Annotated in this window: 9 protein-coding genes; 4 read left to right on the top strand and 5 right to left on the bottom strand. The window is 73.7% G+C overall.

Annotated elements, in window-relative coordinates:
- Window positions 1–6 precede the first annotated feature (6 nt).
- From IE99_RS0108660 to pflB, 4 genes are read right to left on the bottom strand one after another with little or no spacing between them, the layout of a single operon-like run.
- Entirely contained in the window at window positions 7–570 is a 564-nt protein-coding gene (locus IE99_RS0108660) for a DUF4262 domain-containing protein (protein ID WP_030166371.1), read from the bottom strand.
- A 10-nt stretch (window positions 571–580) separates the two neighbouring features.
- Window positions 581–5,398: a phosphatase PAP2 family protein gene (locus IE99_RS30145; protein ID WP_051712291.1), complete on the bottom strand. Its 4,818-nt coding sequence runs from the start codon at window positions 5,396–5,398 to the stop codon at window positions 581–583.
- Window positions 5,399–5,427: 29 nt separating this feature from the next.
- Window positions 5,428–6,222: a pyruvate formate-lyase-activating protein gene (gene pflA, locus IE99_RS32620; RefSeq protein WP_245623118.1), complete on the bottom strand. Its 795-nt coding sequence runs from the start codon at window positions 6,220–6,222 to the stop codon at window positions 5,428–5,430.
- Window positions 6,219–8,477, bottom strand: coding sequence for a formate C-acetyltransferase (gene pflB, locus IE99_RS32615; RefSeq protein ID WP_030166365.1), 2,259 nt, complete (start codon window positions 8,475–8,477; stop codon window positions 6,219–6,221). Before pflB ends, pflA begins: the two co-directional genes overlap by 4 nt.
- Window positions 8,478–8,863: 386 nt before the next feature.
- Between pflB and IE99_RS0108635 the strand changes: the two genes are divergently transcribed.
- Window positions 8,864–9,748, top strand: a complete 885-nt coding sequence (locus IE99_RS0108635; protein WP_030166362.1) for a universal stress protein — start codon at window positions 8,864–8,866, stop codon at window positions 9,746–9,748.
- A gap of 19 nt (window positions 9,749–9,767) precedes the next feature.
- On the opposite strand, the gene IE99_RS0108630 is transcribed toward IE99_RS0108635, so the two are convergent.
- Entirely contained in the window at window positions 9,768–12,191 is a 2,424-nt protein-coding gene (locus tag IE99_RS0108630) for a glycoside hydrolase family 65 protein (RefSeq protein ID WP_051712290.1), read from the bottom strand.
- 224 nt (window positions 12,192–12,415) lie between these two features.
- Between IE99_RS0108630 and IE99_RS0108625 the strand changes: the two genes are divergently transcribed.
- From IE99_RS0108625 to IE99_RS0108615, 3 genes are all read left to right on the top strand, one after another.
- Window positions 12,416–13,426: an Acg family FMN-binding oxidoreductase gene (locus tag IE99_RS0108625; RefSeq protein WP_030166355.1), complete on the top strand. Its 1,011-nt coding sequence runs from the start codon at window positions 12,416–12,418 to the stop codon at window positions 13,424–13,426.
- Between the two features lie 94 nt (window positions 13,427–13,520).
- The gene (locus IE99_RS0108620; RefSeq protein ID WP_030166353.1) at window positions 13,521–16,163 is read left to right on the top strand and encodes a bifunctional acetate--CoA ligase family protein/GNAT family N-acetyltransferase; all 2,643 of its coding nucleotides are present in this window, start codon (window positions 13,521–13,523) and stop codon (window positions 16,161–16,163) included.
- A 1,274-nt stretch (window positions 16,164–17,437) separates the two neighbouring features.
- Window positions 17,438–18,454 carry a ParB/RepB/Spo0J family partition protein gene (locus tag IE99_RS0108615; RefSeq protein WP_169744407.1) on the top strand — a complete coding sequence of 339 codons (1,017 nt, stop codon included), beginning with the start codon at window positions 17,438–17,440 and terminating at the stop codon, window positions 18,452–18,454.
- Window positions 18,455–18,786: the final 332 nt, after the last annotated feature.

The raw sequence follows: 18,786 nt of genomic DNA, 5'->3' as shown, positions 1-18,786 counted from the left end.
GCGATCCTACGCCTTCGGGCGCCCGATCCGCCCTGTCCAGGCACCGGCCGGGTGCTGCGACGGCGCGAGCCACAGCCACGGCTGGGAGTGCCGGAACGGCAGGTCGGTGCCGGGCTGCCAGGGGAAGAGCCCCGTCGGATCGGGCCGCACGGCCTGCAGGAACGGCGGTGCGGACGTCCGGTAGAAGGCCAGGGCGCCGCCGAAGAAGACCGCGGACCAGCGCCGGTCCGGGACGCGGAACGCGGCGGCCTGCCCCCGGACGATGTCGTCGCGTCGCTCGCCGTCGGCGGGGACGCGGCCCTCGGCGGCCTGCCGCCCGAGCCGGTTCAGCGACTCCTCCATCTCGTAGACGTCGCCGCCGAACATCGAGAGCTCGGGGGAGCGGTGGCTGTGCCACAGGCCGATCGTGTACGCCCAGCCGGGCCCCGTGATGTCGGCGGGCCGCAGCACGATGCTCCACCCGTACTGGGCGATGTGCACGATCGTGCGGAGCTGGAAGGTGTCCAGCCGGTCGCGGTCGCCGTAGTCGTGGCAGAGCACGCAGGCGCATGGGGGGCGGCCGTCCGACATGGCCTTCAGCCTACGGCGAGGACGGCGGGACCGACGAGATTCCACCGGTGTCCGTCCGGTGCCCCAGGTGGAAGCTGAGGGCGCCGGGCACGATGGGGAGCCAGAAGCTCGCGACCCGGTAGATCAGGACGGTCAGGACCGCTTCGGTGGGCCCCGTCCCCAGGGAGACCAGCGCCAGGACGAGCAGCGGTTCGACCACGCCCACACCGCCGGGCAGCGGGCCGAGCAGGCGCGTCGGGATCAGCAGGAGGTAGAGGGCGGCCAGGGTGACGGGCGGCAGCGGCACGCTCAGGGCGGCGGCGACGCTGAGGAACGCCAGCACCGAGCAGCTCGTCACCAGGGAGCTCCCCGCGATGAGCGCGATGAGGCGGCGTGGGCGGTGCCGACGGCGGCGCAGGGCGGCCGGAGCCCCCCTCAGCGGCACGACGATCTCGCCGCGGCGCCGCCAGGCCAGGACCGCTCCGAAGGCGGCCAGGGCCGTCACGGTCAGGATGAGGGGCTGCGACCACGACGGCATGCGGAGCGGCCCCGGCCCCCGGGCGAGGACCGACGCGATGGCGAGCGCGAGGGCGGCCAGGTGGACCAGCGCCCCGGTCAGGCGGGTCAGCGCGACGGTCTCGGCGGCCTCGTCCGGGCCCGCCCCGTGGCCGTGGAGGTAGGAGCCGAGCACGGCGCCGCCGCCCTGCCCCGCCTGCCGCTGCCGGGAGGCGTAGGACGCGGCCACCTGGCGCAGGTAGGTGCGCCCCAGCGCGAGGTCGCGCAGGGAGGCGCCCATCAGGGCCAGCGCGCCCCCGGCGTAGGAGGCGGTCACGAGCAGCGCCGCGACCGCGAGCCAGCGCGCGTGGACGTCCCCGAGGACGGCCGCCGGGGAGCTCGGACCCGTGATGCCGATGAGCAGATGGGCGGTGGCGTAGCCGCCCGCGAGGAGCAGCAGGAGCATCCAGGGCCGGGACGGCAGCCGCGACAGCGGCCGGAGGCCGGCGCGGGTCCCGCCGGTCGCGGCGATGACGGAGCGGAGCTCGTCGAGCAGGTGCGGCCGCTCCCGCAGCCCGTTGCGGGTGGAGCGGGCCAGCGCCAGCGGCTGCAGGTAGGGGACGGCCTCGTCCACCGCCGGGAGCCCGAGGACGTCCACGGCCGCCTCGACGGCGGGGCCCGTTCCCGCGACGAGGGCCGTGGAGACCAGCAGCTCGGCCACGTCCTGGGCCAGCCGGGCGTCGCTCGCGGCGTCCTCGGCGAACCCGAAGTCGACCAGTACCGGACGGCCCCGCCCGTCGATGAGGACGTTTGACAGGCGCAGGTCGCGGTGCGCGATCCGGGCGCCGCGCAGCGCCGCGACCTCGGTCCAGAGCGCGCGGAGGCGGGCGCCGTCGACCTCCCGCCCCGCGGAGCCGTCGAGGCCGGTGGCGTCCATCGACTCCTCGGCCAGGATCCAGGTGCCGGACCCGGCGGGGGCCACCCCGATGACCGCGGGGACCCGCGCGCCCGCCGCCGCCGCGCGCATCAGCATGTACGCCTCGTGCTCGACCTGGCGTTTGGGCCCGGCCATCGGCGTCTCGTCCTCCACCTCCCGGTACAGCAGGAACCGGGCGGTCTTGAACAGCAGGTCCGCGTCGCGCTGGTCGCGGCCGAGGGCCTTGACGAACACGGTCCGGCCGTCGGCGGCGGCGGTGAACGGCACCGAGCCGCGGGCGTCGGACGTGAAGGGCCTGACCCGGGCGTCCGGCAGGCCGCACCGGGCGAGACCCGCCGCGACCTGCTCGGGCGACGGGACGTGGTTGGGGGTGCCGCGCAGCAGGTGGACCGCGCCGCCGATCGCCCAGCCGAGCGCGGCGCCGGCGACGACGTCGAGCGGGAGGTGCGCCCCGACGTAGACGCGGCCCAGCGCGACGGCGGCGGCGGCCGTCCAGAGCGCCCAGCGGACCGGGCGCGCGACATGCGCGGAGGCGACCGTGGCGAGCGCGGCGGCGACGGCGGCGTGCCCGGAGACGAATCCGAGCCCGCTCTCGTGCGCGCCGCGCAGGACGGCCTCGGGCAGCAGCGCGCCGGGCCGGCCGCGGTCGGCCAGCTCCTTGACCAGCTTCGCCAGCAACCAGGCGAGGGTGCCGCCCAGAGCGAGATCGACCGCCAGCCGCACCCGGCGGACGGCGAGCGCGGCGGCCGCGGTCACCGCGACGGCGCCGAGCGCCCCCGCCTGCATCACGACGTTGACCGGGCCGAACAGCCGGTCCGGCAGGCCGTTGACCAGGCGGAAGACATCGGCCTCGACGCGGAGCAGGTAGCCGTCCGCGGCGAAGACGGCCAGGGCGATGCCCGCCCCGAGACCGGCGAGGACGCGCAGCACGTCCGCCGGATGGCGGGCGGTCGCGGGCGACTTCGGCGGGAACGGGCGGAGCCCGCGGATCGCGGGCCGTCGGCGGCGGGCGGGGCGGGCGGTGCGCCCGGGGGCCGGAGAGGCGGGGCGGGCGGCCGCGGCGGCTTCCCCCGTGCGGGGCGCCGCGGCCGCCGCGGCCATCGCGGGCTCGCGTGCCGGGGCCGTGCCGGTCGTCTCCTCGAGCCGCGCGGCGTCCTCGTCGAGGAGCGCCTGGACGGTGTCGGTCTCCGCGCGGCTCCAGCCGACGATCCACGCGCGTCCGCGCGGATCGATCAGGATGTTCTCCGGCAGCAGGGCGCGGTGGGCGATCCGGTCGCGCCGCAGCGCCGTGAGCTGCCCCCACAGGTCGTCGAGCGTCTCCGGGCCGGACTCCCCGGCCTCCGGGGCCGGGACCCCGTCGACGTGCTCCATCACCAGCGCCCAGGTCCCCGGTGTCGTCTCGGTGACGAACCGGACGTCCGGGACCCGCGCGCCCGCGCCGCGGGCGCGCATCAGCAGATATCCCTCGTGCTCGGCCAGGTGCTTCGCCGTGGCGAACGGCGGCTCGCCCGGCCTGCGCCGCCACAGCCGGCCCAGCCGGTGCAGCGCGTCCGCGTCGCGCTGGTCGCGGCCGATCACCTTGACGAAGAGCGGCCCGTCCGGCGTGGTGACGATAAGGGGGACCGCGTGCCGCATGTCGCCGGGAACGGGGCGCATGCCGGTCACGGCGATGCCGTGCCGGCCGAGGGCGTCCCGGACGGCGGCGAGATGAGGCCGGTGCCCGGGAGTGCCCAGAAGGAGGAGGACCGCGGCGCCGGCGGCCCAGCCGAGCGCCGCCCCGCCGAGCACGTCCAGGGGGAAGTGCGCGCCCGCGTACACCCGCGCCGTGCCGACGGCCGCGACGGCGAGCCACAGCAGCCGCCGGTACGGCCGGGGCACATGGGCGGAGGCCACCGTGGCGAGGGCGGCGGCGACGGCGGTGTGCCCGGCGGCGAAGCCCGTGCCCCACGCCGCGGCGTCGGCGCGCAGGACCACGCCGTCCAGCAGCGCGGCGGGGCGGGGGCGGTCCGCCACCTCCTCGACGACCTTGGCGAGCAGCCAGGCCAGAGCGCCCGCCGTGCCCAGCGCGGCGGCGGCCCGGAACCGGCGCAGAGCCGCGGCGGCGAGGGCGGCCAGGCCGGCGGCGCCGAGCCAGCCGGCCTGCGTGACCAGCCACATCGGCGCCTCGATCGCGTCCGTGAGGTTGTTGACCAGCCGGAACAGGTCGGCGTCCCAGCCGGGCAGGCCCCGGCTCGGCAGCGCGAGCAGCGCCAGCGCCGCCAGGCCCGCCGCGAGCCGGACGGCGTCCATGGGGTGGCGGAACGCCGGGCGGTGGGTCCGTTCGGCGTTCCCCCCTCCCGTGGACGCCGGGCGGACCCACCGCCACCACGCCCACAGGACCCCGCCCGCGGGGAGGTAGAGCAGGTAGGTGAAGAAGCGGAACAGCAGGACCCCCGCCGTGACGGCGGGCAGGTCCGCGCCCGTGAGGTCGAGCCCGCCGATCAGCGCCAGTTCGATCACCCCGGCGCCGCCGGGGGTGAGCGGGATGGCCGTGACCTGCCGGGCGATCGTGTAGACGGCGAAGGCCTCCAGGACGCCCACCCGGGTCGCGCCCGCCGCCTGGAGCGACACGTACAGCACGGCGAAGAGGCAGAGGTGGTATCCGAAGGCGGACAGGGTCAGCGCGGGCCAGCGCGAGCGGATCAGTGTGCGGGCCCCGGCCTGGAACCCCGCCACGTCGCCGCCGTGGTCGCGGATGTCGCGGTGCAGCAGCCGGGCGACGGGGCGGGCGGCCCGGGACGCGCCGGAGACGATCGCGGCGGCGGCCCGGTCGTGCCAGAGCATCAGGCCCGCGAGCACCACGAGCAGGAGCGCGGCGGCCAGGCCCACGACCCCGGCCGCCCGCACCTCCTCGGACACGTCCGAGGCCACGGCGAGCAGCCCCAGGGCGAGGAGCGGCAGCACCAGGCGGGCGAGGAGGTTCCAGACACCGGTCACCAGCATCTGCAGCGCGATCGGGGCGGGACGGAACCCGAGCTCCCGGGACATCGTGACGTTCAGGGCCGCGCCCGCCGCGCCACCGCCCGGCACGGCATAGGACAGCGCCGTGGTCACGACGTTGATGACGGAGGCGGGCAGGATCCTCAGCCCGGGGAGCGCCGCGCTCAGCCCGACCGCCGACAGCAGCACCGACAGCACCGTGAACGCCATGAGCAGGGCGAGCTCGGGCGCCTGCACCCGCGTCCGCAGGATGTGCGCCACGCGCTCGAGGTCGACCAGCTCGGGCAGCGCCTTGCCGAAGATCGCGGCGACGATGAGCAGGCCGAGGACGCGGCCGAACCAGACCCGGCGGGGTGACCGCCCGGTGCGGGCGGGCGGAGCGGCGGAGCCGGTGCCCGCGGGTGCAGCGCCGGATCCTCGTCGGCTCTGTTCACCCATGTTCGGTTCCTCCCGGGACCGCGCAGCCCCTATCGCGCGTCGACGCCGTGAGCCTGGAACATCTCCCGGGTCCGCGCCACGATGTCGGCGGAGGGCGGCTCCACGTCCGCGAGCGGGAACGGCAGACCGAGGCGATCGTACTTGGCGGTGCCCAGGCGGTGGAACGGCAGGATGTCCACATGCTCCACGTTCGGCATCGCGGCGACGAACGACGCGACGCCCTCCACCTCCTCGGGCGCGTCGGTGTGGCCGGGGACCAGGACGTACCGGACCCAGACCGGCTTGCCGAGCTCGGCCAGCCGCTCGGCGAACCGCAGGGTCGGCGCGAGTTCGCGGCCGGTGAGCCGGCGGTAGACGTCCGGGGTCCCCGCCTTGATGTCGAGCAGGACGAGGTCGGTGTCGGACAGCAGGCGGTCGTCGGCCCGGCCGCCGAGGAAGCCGGAGGTGTCCAGGGCGGTGTGCAGGCCGAGGGCGCGGCAGCGGTGCAGCAGCTCGCCGGTGAAGGCGGGCTGCAGGAGCGGCTCCCCGCCGCTGATCGTCACGCCGCCGCCGGCCACCGAGATGAACCGCCGGTACTTGACGATCTCCGCCATGAGCGCGTCGACGGTCGTGCGGGTGGCGTCCCGCATCCGCCACGTCTCCGGGTTCTCGCAGTACAGGCAGCGGAGCGGGCAGCCGCCGGTGAAGACCACGAACCGGGTCCCGGGGCCGTCGACGCCGGTCGACAGGTCCCAGGAGTTCACCGCTCCCGTGAGGCCGCCGGGGTCCGCCCGGAGGAGCAGCTCCTCGTCGGCCTCGCGCAGGACGCGCTCGCGGGCGCTCACAGCGAACCGTGGAAGGTGCGGTGGACGACGTCCTGCTGCTGCTCCCGGGTGAGCCGCACGAAGTTCACGGCGTACCCGGACACGCGGATCGTCAGCTGCGGGTACTTCTCCGGGTTCTCCATCGCGTCCAGGAGCGTCTCGCGGTCCAGCACGTTGACGTTCATGTGGAAGCCTCCGGCGTCGGTGTAGCCGTCGAGGATCCCGGCGAGGTTGACCGCCCGCTCCTCCGGCGTGCGGCCGAGGCCGGCCGGGGTCACCGTCTCGGTCAGCGAGATCCCGTCCCGGGCCCGGTCGTAGGGCAGCTTGGCGATCGACAGGGCGGCGGCGACCATGCCGTGCCGGTCGCGGCCGTTCATCGGGTTCGCCCCCGGCGCGAACGGCTCGCCCGCGCGGCGCCCGTCGGGCGTGTTCCCGGTGTGGCGGCCGTACACCACGTTGGAGGTGATGGTCAGCACCGACAGGGTGTGCTCGGCGCCCCGGTAGGAGGGGTGCCGGCGGATCTTCTCCATGAACGACTCGACCAGTTCGACGGCGATCCGGTCGGCGCTGTCGTCGTTGTTGCCGTAGGCGGGGTAGTCGCCCTCGATCCGGTAGTCGACGGCGAGGCCCGTCGCGTCGCGGATCGCCGTGACGTTCGCGTGCCTGATCGCGGACAGGCTGTCGGCCGCGACCGAGAGGCCGGCGATGCCGCAGGCCAGCGACCGCATGACCGGGTGGTCGTGCAGGGCCATCTCGATGCGCTCGTAAGCGTACTTGTCGTGCATGTAGTGGATGATGTTGAGCGCGTCCACATAGGTGGCGGCCAGCCAGTCGAGCATGACGTCGTAGGCGGCGCGGACCTCGTCGTAGTCGAGGCGCTCGGCGGTGACGGGCGGGCGGGCGGGCGCCACCTGGACGCCGGTGATCTCGTCCCGGCCCCCGTTGATCGCGTACAGCAGCGCCTTGGCGAGGTTGACGCGGGCACCGAAGAACTGCATCCGCTTGCCGGTCTCCATGGCCGACACGCAGCAGGCGATGGAGGTGTCGTCGCCGAAGCGCGGACGGATCAGGTCGTCGTTCTCGTACTGCAGCGAGCTCGTGGCGATCGACACCTCGGCGCAGAACCGCTTGAACGGCTCCGGCAGACGCGGCGACCACAGGACCGTCAGGTTCGGCTCGGGGGCGGGGCCGAGGTTGTAGAGGGTCTGCAGGTAACGGTACGAGGTCCGGGTCACCAGCGTCCGGCCGTCCTCGCCCATGCCGCCGATCGACTCGGTCACCCATGTCGGGTCGCCCGAGAACAGCTCGTCGTACTCGGGGGTGCGCAGGAACCGGATGATCCGGAGCTTGATGACCATGTCGTCGACGAGCTCCTGCGCGCGGTCCTCGTCGATGCGCCCCTCGGCCAGGTCGCGGCTCAGGTAGATGTCGAGGAACGTGGACGTGCGCCCGAAGGACATGGCGGCGCCGTTCTGCTCCTTCACCGCGGCGAGGTAGCCGAAGTACAGCCACTGGAAGGCCTCCTGCGCGGTGGCCGCCGGCCCGGAGATGTCGAAGCCGTAGGAGGCGGCCATCCGCTTCAGCTCGGCGAGCGCCCGGAGCTGCTCGGCCAGCTCCTCGCGGTCGCGGACGACGTCCTCGGTCGACGGCCGGGAGTCGAGCCGGGCCCGCTCGGCGCGCTTGCCCTCGATGAGCCGGTCGACGCCGTACAGCGCCACCCGGCGGTAGTCGCCGATGATGCGCCCGCGCCCGTAGGCGTCCGGGAGCCCCGTGATGATCCCCGCCTTGCGCGCCCGCAGGATCTCGGGCGTGTAGGCGTCGAAGACGCCGGTGTTGTGGCTCTTGCGGTACTCGGTGAAGATCTTCCGGACCACGGGGTCGATCTCGTACCCGTAGGCGGCGAGCCCGCTCTCCACCATCCGCAGCCCCCCGGCGGGCATGATCGCCCGCTTGAGCGGCGCGTCGGTCTGCAGGCCCACGACCAGTTCGCGGTCGTGGTCGATGTACCCGGGGGCGTGCGAGGTGATCGAGGAGGGGGTCGACACGTCCACGTCGTGGATCCCGCGGCGGCGCTCCTCGGCGAACATCCCGCTGACCTTCGCCCAGACCGCGGCGGTGCGCTCGGTCGGTCCGGTCAGGAAGGCGCCGTCCCCCTCGTAGGGGCGGTAGTTCCGCTGGATGAAGTCGCGCACGTCAATGCCCTCGCGCCAGGCACCGTCCTGAAAACCCTGCCATGCGGCGGGGGCGGTGGTGCGCTCGGCCTCGTTCACCGTCATCGTTTCCTCCGGGACGGCCCCCGGACCCCGGTGGGCGGGGGCGCCACCTCCACTGTCGGCGAGCGCGCCGGGGAGATTAGTCGGCCGGAGGTCCGCACTCTCCCGGCGAAGGTCCCGCGTCCGCTCCGCGGGTGGGGCGGACGGGCTGGGAACGGCCGATGCTGGGGGCCTCCGGCCGCAGACGGGCACGGGAATCCGGCCTGGCTTCGAAGAGGGAGGCTCCGGACGACGAAGGGACCCTCCGCGTCTCCGATTTGCGCGCGGGCCGCCCCGTCGCGACCGTCTCCGCGCCCAGGGGCACCGAGGGATGGCCCCGAGTCCGGGCTGAGACCGCCATTCGAGGGAAGGGGTCCCCTCGCTTCGGAAAAACAAAAGGGGGCCGGCCCGTGAGTGGTCAGGCGGGAGTCCAGCGGCCGCACATTCTGTTCGGCTTCGACGGGACCGAGGAGAACGAGCCCGCCCTCCGCTGGGCGGTCGAGGAGGCGCGGCTGCGCGGGCTCGAGGTGGTGATGTGCCATTGCTGGCACTGGCCGTACCAGGCCGGTCATGTGGATGCCGCCGTCGAGGCGATCGTCCGGCGCGCGGGGGAGAACCTCCTCGCGTGCGGTGTGCGGCGCGCTCGAGAGATGGACGCGCGGGGAACGGTTCACACGCGGCTGCGGCCCGAGCCGATCGCCGAGGCGCTGGTGCGCGAGTCCGGCGACGCGGAGCTGATCGTCGTCGGGTCGCACGAGCGGGAGCGGCTCCAGCCCGGGTCGACGGCGGTGCGGCTGCCGGCGCTCACGCGCCGTCCGGTGGTCGTCGTACGGCGGGCGGCGGCCCGGAACGGGCTGATCGTGGTGGGGGTCGACGGCTCCGCGCGCGCCGACGCGGCGCTGGGTTTCGGCATCGAGGAGGCGGAACTGCGCGGATGCGCTCTGCGCGTGGTGTGGGCGGCCTGGGAGCCGCAGGCCGTGCCGGAGGCGGAGCTGCCCATGTTCGGCGACAGGGCGCGGCTCACCCGGACGCGGACGGCCATGCTGGAGCGGGTGGTCGCCCCCTGGCGCGACCTCCATCCGAAGGTCGACGTGGACGTGTCGCTCGTGCTCGACCGGCCCCGCGAGGTGCTCCTGGCGGCGGCGGAGGGGGCCGACCTGCTGGTGGTGGGGGACCGCGGCACCGGCGGCCTCGACCCCCTGCCGCTCGGGGCGACCAGCTCGGCGATGCTGCACCACGCCACCTGCTCGGTCGCGATCGTGCCGCCCTCGGGCACCGCCCTGGGCAACGGATGATCCCTCCGGGGCGGCTGCTTCAGCCGGGCGAGCCGGGCGGGGGCGTCCTGCCGTGCTCCAGCGCGCTCTCCCAGGACGCGCCCGGCTGGATGACGACCTCTTGCGTCCCGTAGACGATGTGCACGGGCGACGCGACCCCGGGACGGAGCGTCACTCGGACGCGGTCCTGGTGGAGGTTCAGGTCGATGCCCCAGTGGCCGCGGTACCGGAGCCCCAGGCGCAGCTCGCCGATCGCCGCGGGCAGCCTCGGCTCCAGCCGGAGCGATCCGCCGCGGGTGCTGAGCCCCGCGTAGCAGCGCTGCACGAGATCGACCGTGCCGGCCATGGCACCCAGATGGACGCCTTCGGCCGTGGTGCCGTGCTGGACGTCCGTGACGTCGCCGGCGAGGGTCTCCAGGAAGAGCCGCCATGCCTCCTCGCCGTCCGTGCGCGCCAGGAGCCAGGCGCGGACGAGCGAGCTCAGCGTCGACCCGTCGCAGGTGCGCGGCAGGTAGTACGCGATCGTCCGGGCCGCGAGCCCGGGGCCGTGCTCGTACCCCAGGTGCCGCAGGACGTCGTCCAGCTCGTCCGGTGACAGCACGTAGAACAGCATCAGGACGTCGGCCTGCTTGGAGACCTTGTAGCGGTTGGGCGTGTCCCCCTCCGCCTCGAGGATGCGGTCGAGCCTGCGGATGTCGCCGTACCGCTCCCGGTAGCCCTGCCAGTCGAGCTCCTCCAGATCGGCGTAGCCCTCGAACTGGCTGATCACGCCGTCGTGGAACGGGACGTGCATCCTGCGGGCGACGTCCTCGAAGGCGGCGATCTCCTCGCGGGTCAGCGCGAGGCGCTCGCGCAGCTCGGCGCGGCGCTCCTCGGGCAGCAGCGCGAGCGCCTCCAGCGCCCGCTGCAGAACCCACGAGGTGAGGACGTTGGTGTAGGCGTTGTTGTCGAGGCCGGGCTCCTCCCGGCCCGGATAGGCGTCGTGGTATTCGTCCGGCCCCATCACGCCGCGGATCTCGTACCGGTCGGTGGAGTGGTCGTAGACGGCCAGGGCCGCGAAGAACCGGGCGATCTCGAGGATCAGCTCCGCGCCGTACTCGGCGAGGAAGTCCTCGTCGCCCGTCGTCTCGTAGAACCGCCACACGTTGTGCGCGATGGTCAACCCGACGTGCCGCTGCAGCCGCGAGTGGTCCACCAGCCAGCGGCCCGAACGCGGATTGAGATGGACCTTCTGGGTCTCCTCGCGCCCGTCTCCCGCGCTCTGCCACGGGAACATGGCCCCCCGGTGCCCGCCCTCGGCCGCCGCGCGGCGCGCCGCGGGCAGCCGCCGCCACCGGTACATCAGCAGCCCGCGGGCGATCTCCGGGAACCGCATGGACAGGAACGGCAGGATGAACAGCTCGTCCCAGAAGACGTGGCCCCGGTAGGCCTCCCCGTGCAGGCCGCGGGCGGGCACGCCGGCGTCCAGGTCGACGCTGTTCTCCGACACCGTCTGCAGCAGATGGAAGATGTGCAGGTTGAGGACGCGCTGGACGTCCGGCCGGTCCAGGCCGAGCTGGCAGCGGCGCCAGAGCCGGGTCCAGGACATGGCGTGCCGCTCCAGCAGCGCGTCGAAGTCCGGCGCGCGCGCGGCGGCGGCACGGGCGGCCCCTCCGCACTCCTCGATGGCGTGGTCGCGGGACGTGTGGACGGCGGCGACCTTCTCGACCGTCACCGGCGTCCCCTCCCGCACCTCGACGGCGAGGTCCTGCGCCGTCCAGTCGTCCTCGACGTGCCGGACGCGCCCGACCGGCACGGACGCCCGGGTCCGGACCGCCGTCGCGACCCCGATCCTCGAGGAGACGGTCGTCGCGCGCAGGAAGAGCAGCTCGGGGTCGTCCGGCGCGGACGGCTCCGCGAAGGAGAGGTGGTGTCCCGGCAGGGCCCGGTAGCGCGCCACGCCCGCGTTGGCGACCCGCCCGTCGAGCGCCGACCTGATCTCCAGGGTGCCCGTGTAGTTCTCGGGGGTGATCGTGGTCTGCAGGGCGGCCAGGTGCGGGTCGTCCATGGACACGATCCGGCGCTGCGCCACGCGGAAGGTCCGCCCCTGCCCGTCGGTGAAGCGCAGGAGCCGGGTCAGGACGCCGCGGCGGAGGTCGAGCTCCTGCCGGTAGGACGACAGCGTTCCGGCGTGCAGGGCGTGGTCCGGATGGAACCACTCGCCGCCCGCGGCGCGGAACGTCAGCGGCAGCCAGTTCGGCATGTTGACCAGGTCGGCGTTGTCGATGCCGCGTCCGGAGATCTCCGTGGCGAGCCGGTCGTAGCAGCCGGCGATGTACGTGCCGGGGTAGTGGACGCCGTCCGCCGACGTCTCCGGAGCGGCGCCCCTGGAGGCGAAGTAGCCGTTGCCCAGCGTGCACAGGGCCTCTCTCAAGCCCTCGTTCGCCGGGTCGTACCCGTCGTAGCTCAGGACCCAGCGGTCCATGGCGCACTCCCTCGTGCCGTAGCCGTTTCCCGGCCCACCGTCCAACAGGTTCTCACCGGCGGCCGGAAGGCGTCACGTTCGTCCCCCCGTCCGCATGTCTCCGGACCCGGCATCGGGGCATGAGAAGAGCGGAGGCGAACGCCCCAGGTGGACCGGACCTTCGGCCCGTGCCGGGAGCGCACGGCGGGGGATGAGCTGAAGGAAGCGGATTCGGGAGAGCGATCATGCGAACGGATCGGGACGTGTTCAAGGATCTGCACGAGGCCGTGGCGGACGCCGTCTGGGCGCCCTCGGTGTACAACACCCAGCCCTGGCGCTTCGGCGTGCACGAGGCGCGGATCAGCGTGCGCGCCGACGCCGACCGCCGCCTCGCGGTCGCCGACCCCGACGGCCGGGAGATGCTGATCAGCTGCGGAGCCGCCCTCTACAACCTCCGGCTCGCCCTGCGCGCCCTCGGCCACGAGGCGGCGGTGAACCTCCTGCCCGACCCGGACCGGCCGCATCTGCTGGCCGACGTCGAGGTCGGCCCGGGGGAGACCCCGGACGAGTACACCCGCCGGCTGCACGCGCAGATCCGGCACCGCCGGAGCCACCGGGGCGGGTTCCGGCCCGTCCCGGTGCAGGCCCCCGTCCTGTCGGCGATCCGGTACGAGGCCGAGCAGGAGGGCGCCCGGCTCGTCCTGGCCGCGGACGCCCATGTCCAGGGAGCGCTGGCCGCGCTGAACAACGCCGCCCAGCACATCCAGGCCGCCAGCCCGGAATACGAGGAGGAGCTCGTCCGGTGGGCGCCCGCCCCGGGCAGCCGCCGCCTGGACGGCGTGCAGCAGGGGGCCTACCCGCAGAGGGTCCCGCACACGGAGCCGGACTTCTCCGCGCGGGACTTCGCCCGCGGGCACGGCTGGGGGATCGGGCCGCCGGACCCCGAGGCCGCGTACGGTTCCGACTCGCCTTCGGTCGGCACGGTGATGCTGCTGGTCACCGACGGCGACGCCCCGGCCGACTGGCTGCGGGCGGGGCAGGCGCTGCAGCGGTCCCTGCTGCGCGCGGCCGAGCACGGCCTCGCCGCCGCCTACAACACGCAGGCCCTGCAGATTCCGGACCTGCGGGGGTTCATCCGGCTCCACTTCTGCGGCAACGCGCATCCGCAGCTGCTGCTCCGGTTCGGCGTGCCCGACACCGAGAACCTGACGAGCGTCCGCCGTCCGGTCGAGGAGGTCCTGACCGAAGAGGACTGAGGATCCACCGCCGTCGCGGGGAGGGGCCGGAGGTCCCGGTCCCGGGTGACCTCCGGCCGCTGATCTCCGTCGGCGGCGGGCGAAGGCTGGGAGCATGACGGAACGAGTCTCCGGCGCGCGCGCGTTCGCGTTGCTCATCGACGGTGCCCAGGTCGAGATCAGGCGGTTGGCCGAGGCGGACCGGGAGGCGGTCTGCGCGCTGCACCGGGAGCTGTCGGACGAGAGCCTGTACCTGCGCTTCTTCGGGGTGAACCGGAAGTACGGCGACCGTCTCGCCGAGCGGATCTGCCGGGACCCCGAGGAGGGGCACGCGGCGCTGGGCGCGTGGCTGCACGGCGAGCTCGTCGGCGTCGCGCAGTACGACGCGGCCGGGACGCCGGGGGAGGCGGAGGTCGCGATGGCCGTCGCCGACCGGATGCACCACCGCGGCGTCGGAACCCTGCTGCTGGAGCACCTCGGGTCGCTGGCCCGCGAGAACGGCATCGTGACGTTCCGCGCGGACACGCTCGCCGACAACAGCGCGATGCTGGGCGTGTTCAAGGGCGTCGGCATGCCGGCCCGGCGCACCGTGTCGGGAGGCGTGGTCGAGGTGACCATGCCGCTCGGCCCGGACGAGGGCTACCTCGACGCGGTCGCCGAGCGGGAGCGCCGCGCGGACGTGGCCAGCCTGGTCCCGCTGCTGCGGCCGCGCTCCATCGCGGTGGTCGGCGTGAGCCGCCGGGACGCGACCGTGGGGGCCGCGATCCTGGCGAACATCCTGGCCGGCGGGTACGAAGGCGCCGTCCACGCGGTGAACCCGCACGCCGCCGGGCGCACCCTGCACGGCGTGCCGTGCGTGGCCGCCCCGGCCGATCTGCCCGAGCCGCCCGACGTCGCGGTCATCACGGTCCCCGCCGCCGCCGTGGTGGAGGCGGCCGCCGACTGCGGCCGGTGCGGAACGTCCGCGGTCGTGGTCATCTCCTCCGGTCTGACCGCCGAGCAGGGCCGCGACCTCCTGGCCGTCTGCCGCGAGCACGGCATGCGCCTGGTCGGGCCCAACTGCCTGGGCATCGCCGACACCGGGATCGGGCTCGACGCCACGTTCGCCGCCGCCCCGCCCGCGCCGGGCGAGGCGGGCGTCGTGGTGCAGTCCGGAGGCGTCGGCATCGCCCTGCTCGCACAGCTGTCGCGCCTCGGCATCGGGGTGTCGTCGTTCGCCTCCGTGGGCGACAAGTACGACGTGAGCGCCAACGACATGCTCATGTGGTGGGAGTCCGACGAGACGACCCGCCTGGGGATCCTGCACGTGGAGTCGTTCGGCAACCCGCGCAAGTTCGCCCGGACGGCCCGTCGGGTCGCCGCGCGGATGCCGCTGCTGACCGTGCTGGCGGGACGGTCCGCGCCGGGAACCCGGGCGGCCGCCTCGCACACCGCCGCCGCCGCGACGCCCGAGCTCACCCGGCGGGCTTTGTTCCGGCAGGCGGGGATCGTCGCCACCGACGACCTCGGCGAGCTGGTCGACGCCGCCGCGATGCTCGCCCGCCGGCCCCTTCCCCGGGGCGCCCGGGTCGCCGTGGTCTCCAACGCCGGGGGAGCGGGGGTCCTGGCCGCCGACGCCTGCGCCGACGCGGGCCTCACCGTCCCGGTGCTCGGCGAGGGCGTCCGGCAGAGCCTGCGGCGCCTGCTGCCGCACGGCGCGGCGATCGGCAACCCCGTCGACACCACCGCCGCGGTCCGCCCGGACGTGTTCCGGCGCGCCATCGACACGGTCATGGGAGACGACGGCGTCGACGCCGTGCTCGCGGTGATCGCTCCCACCGCGCTGGCCGATCTGGAGGTCGACGTGGCGAACGCCGCGAAGCCGGTCGCGGCGGTCCTGCTCGGCCAGCCGGAGACCGTCACGATCACCCGGCACGGCGTGCCGTCCTACGCCTACCCCGAGAACGCCGCGCGGTCCCTCGCCCACGCGTGGGCCTACGCGTGCCGCCGGGCCGAGGCGCCCGAGGCGCCGCCCGTCCTCGCGGACGTCCGGCCGGAGGCGGCGGCGGGCATCATCGGGCGCTTCCTGGCCGGGAACCCCGAAGGCGGCTGGCTGCCGCCCGCCGACACCTTCCACCTGCTGGAGGGCTACGGGCTGCCGCTCGTCCCGTGGAGGTGGGCGGAGGGCGAGGAGGACGCCGTCCGCGCGGCCGCGGACCTGGGCGGCCCGGTGGCGCTCAAGGCCGACGTCCCGGGCGTCGTGCACAAGGCGGCGGGCGGGGCCGTCCACCTGAACCTGCGCGCGGACGAGGAGGTGCGCGGTGCCTACCGGCGGCTGTCCGACCGGTTCGGCGACCGGCTGCGGGGCGTGGTCGTCCAGCGCATGGCGGCCGAGGGCGTCGAGGTCCTCTGCGGAGCCGTCCAGGAGGACATCTTCGGGGCGGTGGTGGTCGTCGGCGCGGGCGGCGTCGACACCGACGCCCTGGCCGACCGCGCCGCCCGCCTCGCGCCGGTGACCGGCGGGGAGGCCGACGAGATGGTCCGGCAGCTCCGCCTGGCGCCGCTGCTCCTCGGGCATCCCGGCCGCCCGCCCGGCGACCTGCCCGCCCTGCGCGACGCGCTGCTCCGGCTGTCCAGGCTGGCCGCCGACCACGCCGAGATCGCCGAACTCGACCTCAACCCCACCATCGTCCGCCCGGACGGCGTCGTGGCCGTGGACGCCCGCGTCCGCCTGGCCCCGCGCCGGACCTGGGACCCCTACCTCCGCCGCCTGCGCTGACCGCCGCGCAGAAGGCGTCGGCGACGGCCGGGTGGCCGTGCCGGGCCGGCAGCGAACCCGCAGGACGTGGGCGAGGCGCCCGGTGATGCGACGGGCGCGCACGTCGATATGCCGGCGATCCGCGTCGAACTCGCAACGCGATCTTGGAGAACATCGAAGGGTTCCACAAACGCGTCCTCCGGCCGCTTCGTCGGCAGGGCGGCCGCGTCATGTCTCCCGGCCGCCATGCGTTTGTTCATCGGCAACATCTGCCCGGCACATGCGCTCGGTCCGTCGATAGGCACGAACATCGGTTCCGGCTCGGATTGTCAAGTCCTCGACAGGCCCCGCATTCATCGGCAAGTCCATGTGAAAGCGCACCGCGATCCCGAGAGGCGCGCCGCCAGGTTCACGGGCTCGTCCGCAGCCAGTAGAAGGCGGGTCCTTGTGATCACCCGGGTTGTCCTCGGCTGTCATTGGACATTCGGTTTGGAAATTGAATTTTCACTCATGTGCAGGGTCGTCCGCTGCGAAGCCCGTCCTGCCCTGCTCAGAACCCGCGGTGAGCAGTTCCCGTTCGTGTCGACCCTCTCTCGGTCTTCTGGGCCGAAGGTTGTTCGCAGTCTCGTCTCGCCGGTGTTCCCGCTGTTCACACAAGGTTCGTCAGGTGGATGCCGACCTGCCTTGAGGCCGGCCGGCACACGGACTGACCTCGGGAAATCCTCTGTCGACGTGATGGCGTGACCGGGGACCCGCGTCTCAACATCCGGGAAACGCCGGCGGCGTGAGAGATGCCGGCGCATGCATTGACGCCCGTGCGTGATCACAGAATGTGAGTCTGTGACCCATTTCGGTCACCGATCTGTGCGACGCTTGACAGTGTTCTAATTGAAATGGAGTCTGCTCCGTAAGAAGTCGAATCGCTGAGGCTGTCTCCATGAACCAGTGGGTCCAGCAAGGCGAACGGTCTGCCGAAGCTACCCGTGTACGCTTCGAGGGAAGGGGCGCCCGTGCACCCGGAAGGTTGCTCCCACTGGGGTGCGGGCGTCATGGATAATCGGCCGGGACGGGTCTCCGAGCGGAGGAATCACCGCCGGCGCGAAAGACTGTTCGTGGTAAAGGATGAGGTCCGGTCCACGCTCCTCGCCGATCCTGGATCGCTTCATGATCCACCGGACACGGCGCTCTGGACACCATCAAATCCAATCGTCCGGTTCGCCGGATGTTCCTGATCGGAGTCAGCGCAAGCGGTAGCTTGATCGTTTTTCTTTGTCCAGAGGATCGTGCAGGGACTGGTGGCGGTGCAAGAGGACTCCTCTCATGTGCCGGCCGTCGCCATCGAGACGGCCGGAAAACCGAACCTCATCGAAGTCGATTCACTGCTTCCCGCGGACTCGCCCAGACTCGCCGGGGAGGTCGAGGGGCACACGCGGGCGCTCGTCGAGACCGACGACAAGATGCCGCCCATACTGGTGCACCGGGAAACGCTGCGGGTCATCGACGGGATGCACCGGCTCCATGCCGCCAAGCTGAAGGGGCAGCGGTTCATCGAGGTCGAGTTCTTCGAGGGCAGCGAGAAGGAGGCCTTCGTCCGTGCGGTCGAGACCAACATCAAGCATGGGCTGCCGCTGTCCCTGGACGACAGGCGGGCCGCCGCGGCGCGCATCGTCGCGACCATGCCCGAGATGTCGGATCGGGCGATCGCCAAGAGCACCGGGTTGACGGCCAGGACGATCGGCGTGATCCGGCGGCGCACGGGCGCCGCGCCCCGGCGGGACGAGGTGCGGATCGGGAGTGACGGCCGGCGCCGTCCCGTGAACGGCGCGGAAGGACGGAGGCTGGCCGCCGAGGCCATCGCCGCCGACCCGAGCGCGCCGCTCCGGCAGATCGCCAAGGTCGCCGGAGTCTCGCTGGGAACGGCGCATGCCGTCCGCGAGCGGCTGAACCGAGGGGAGGGCTCGGCCGAACGCCCGGCTCACGGCGGGTCGCGGGAACCCGTGGACGGGGCGTCGAGCATCACTCAGGGGGTGCAGCGGCGCAAGCGGGGGAACAACCGGGCGGGGTTGCAGATCGTGCAGAAGGACCCGTCGCTGCGGCTCACCGATGTCGGCAGGGAGCTGCTCCGCTGGTTCCGGGTGCAGGAGGCGGTCGCGTCGGAACGCTCCCGGATCGCCACGGCGATACCACCGCATCTCGTGCCGATCGTGGCCGAGATGGCCCTGTACTACGCCGAGACCTGGCAGGCGTTCGCGCGCGACCTGCAGACCCAGGACCGTGCGAGCACGCAGCGGCGCCGGGATTCGTCGGCCTAGGCGTTCGGAGAGACGTGCGGCAGATGTTCAACTGCGGAACCTCCGCAGTTGAACACGCCACAGACGCTCGGCGCATTGGGGCTCGATTCGCCGTGCTCGGCGGGAAGGCGACCCGGGCCTGATGTTCAGCCATATTGAACAAGCCGGCACCGGGTATTCGAAGAACCGCGCCAAGGGAGCGCCCTGCGATGTATGACCCGTGTCACCGAGCGTGAGGTGGGGCCGGTCGTCTGCGGTTCTATTGACTAGCGTTGGCGGGCCGTCGATTATCTGACCGACGGGAGATCCGCAGATGATGGAGCCTGGCGGCGATCGGGGGAGCGGGGGAGATC

The organism is Spirillospora albida (assembly GCF_000718255.1).
GTDB classification, from domain to species: domain Bacteria; phylum Actinomycetota; class Actinomycetes; order Streptosporangiales; family Streptosporangiaceae; genus Spirillospora; species Spirillospora albida.
Note: the sequence above shows the minus strand (reverse complement) of the source record. Positions and strands in the feature narration are given on the sequence as shown.

Coding starts and splice junctions, on each gene's coding strand:
- IE99_RS0108660 (WP_030166371.1), bottom strand. CDS start 570: ATGTCGGACGGCCGCCCCCCATGCGCCTGCGTGCTCTGCCACGACTAC.
- IE99_RS30145 (WP_051712291.1), bottom strand. CDS start 5,398: ATGGGTGAACAGAGCCGACGAGGATCCGGCGCTGCACCCGCGGGCACC.
- pflB (WP_030166365.1), bottom strand. CDS start 8,477: ATGACGGTGAACGAGGCCGAGCGCACCACCGCCCCCGCCGCATGGCAG.
- IE99_RS0108630 (WP_051712290.1), bottom strand. CDS start 12,191: ATGGACCGCTGGGTCCTGAGCTACGACGGGTACGACCCGGCGAACGAG.
- IE99_RS0108625 (WP_030166355.1), top strand. CDS start 12,416: ATGCGAACGGATCGGGACGTGTTCAAGGATCTGCACGAGGCCGTGGCG.
- IE99_RS0108620 (WP_030166353.1), top strand. CDS start 13,521: ATGACGGAACGAGTCTCCGGCGCGCGCGCGTTCGCGTTGCTCATCGAC.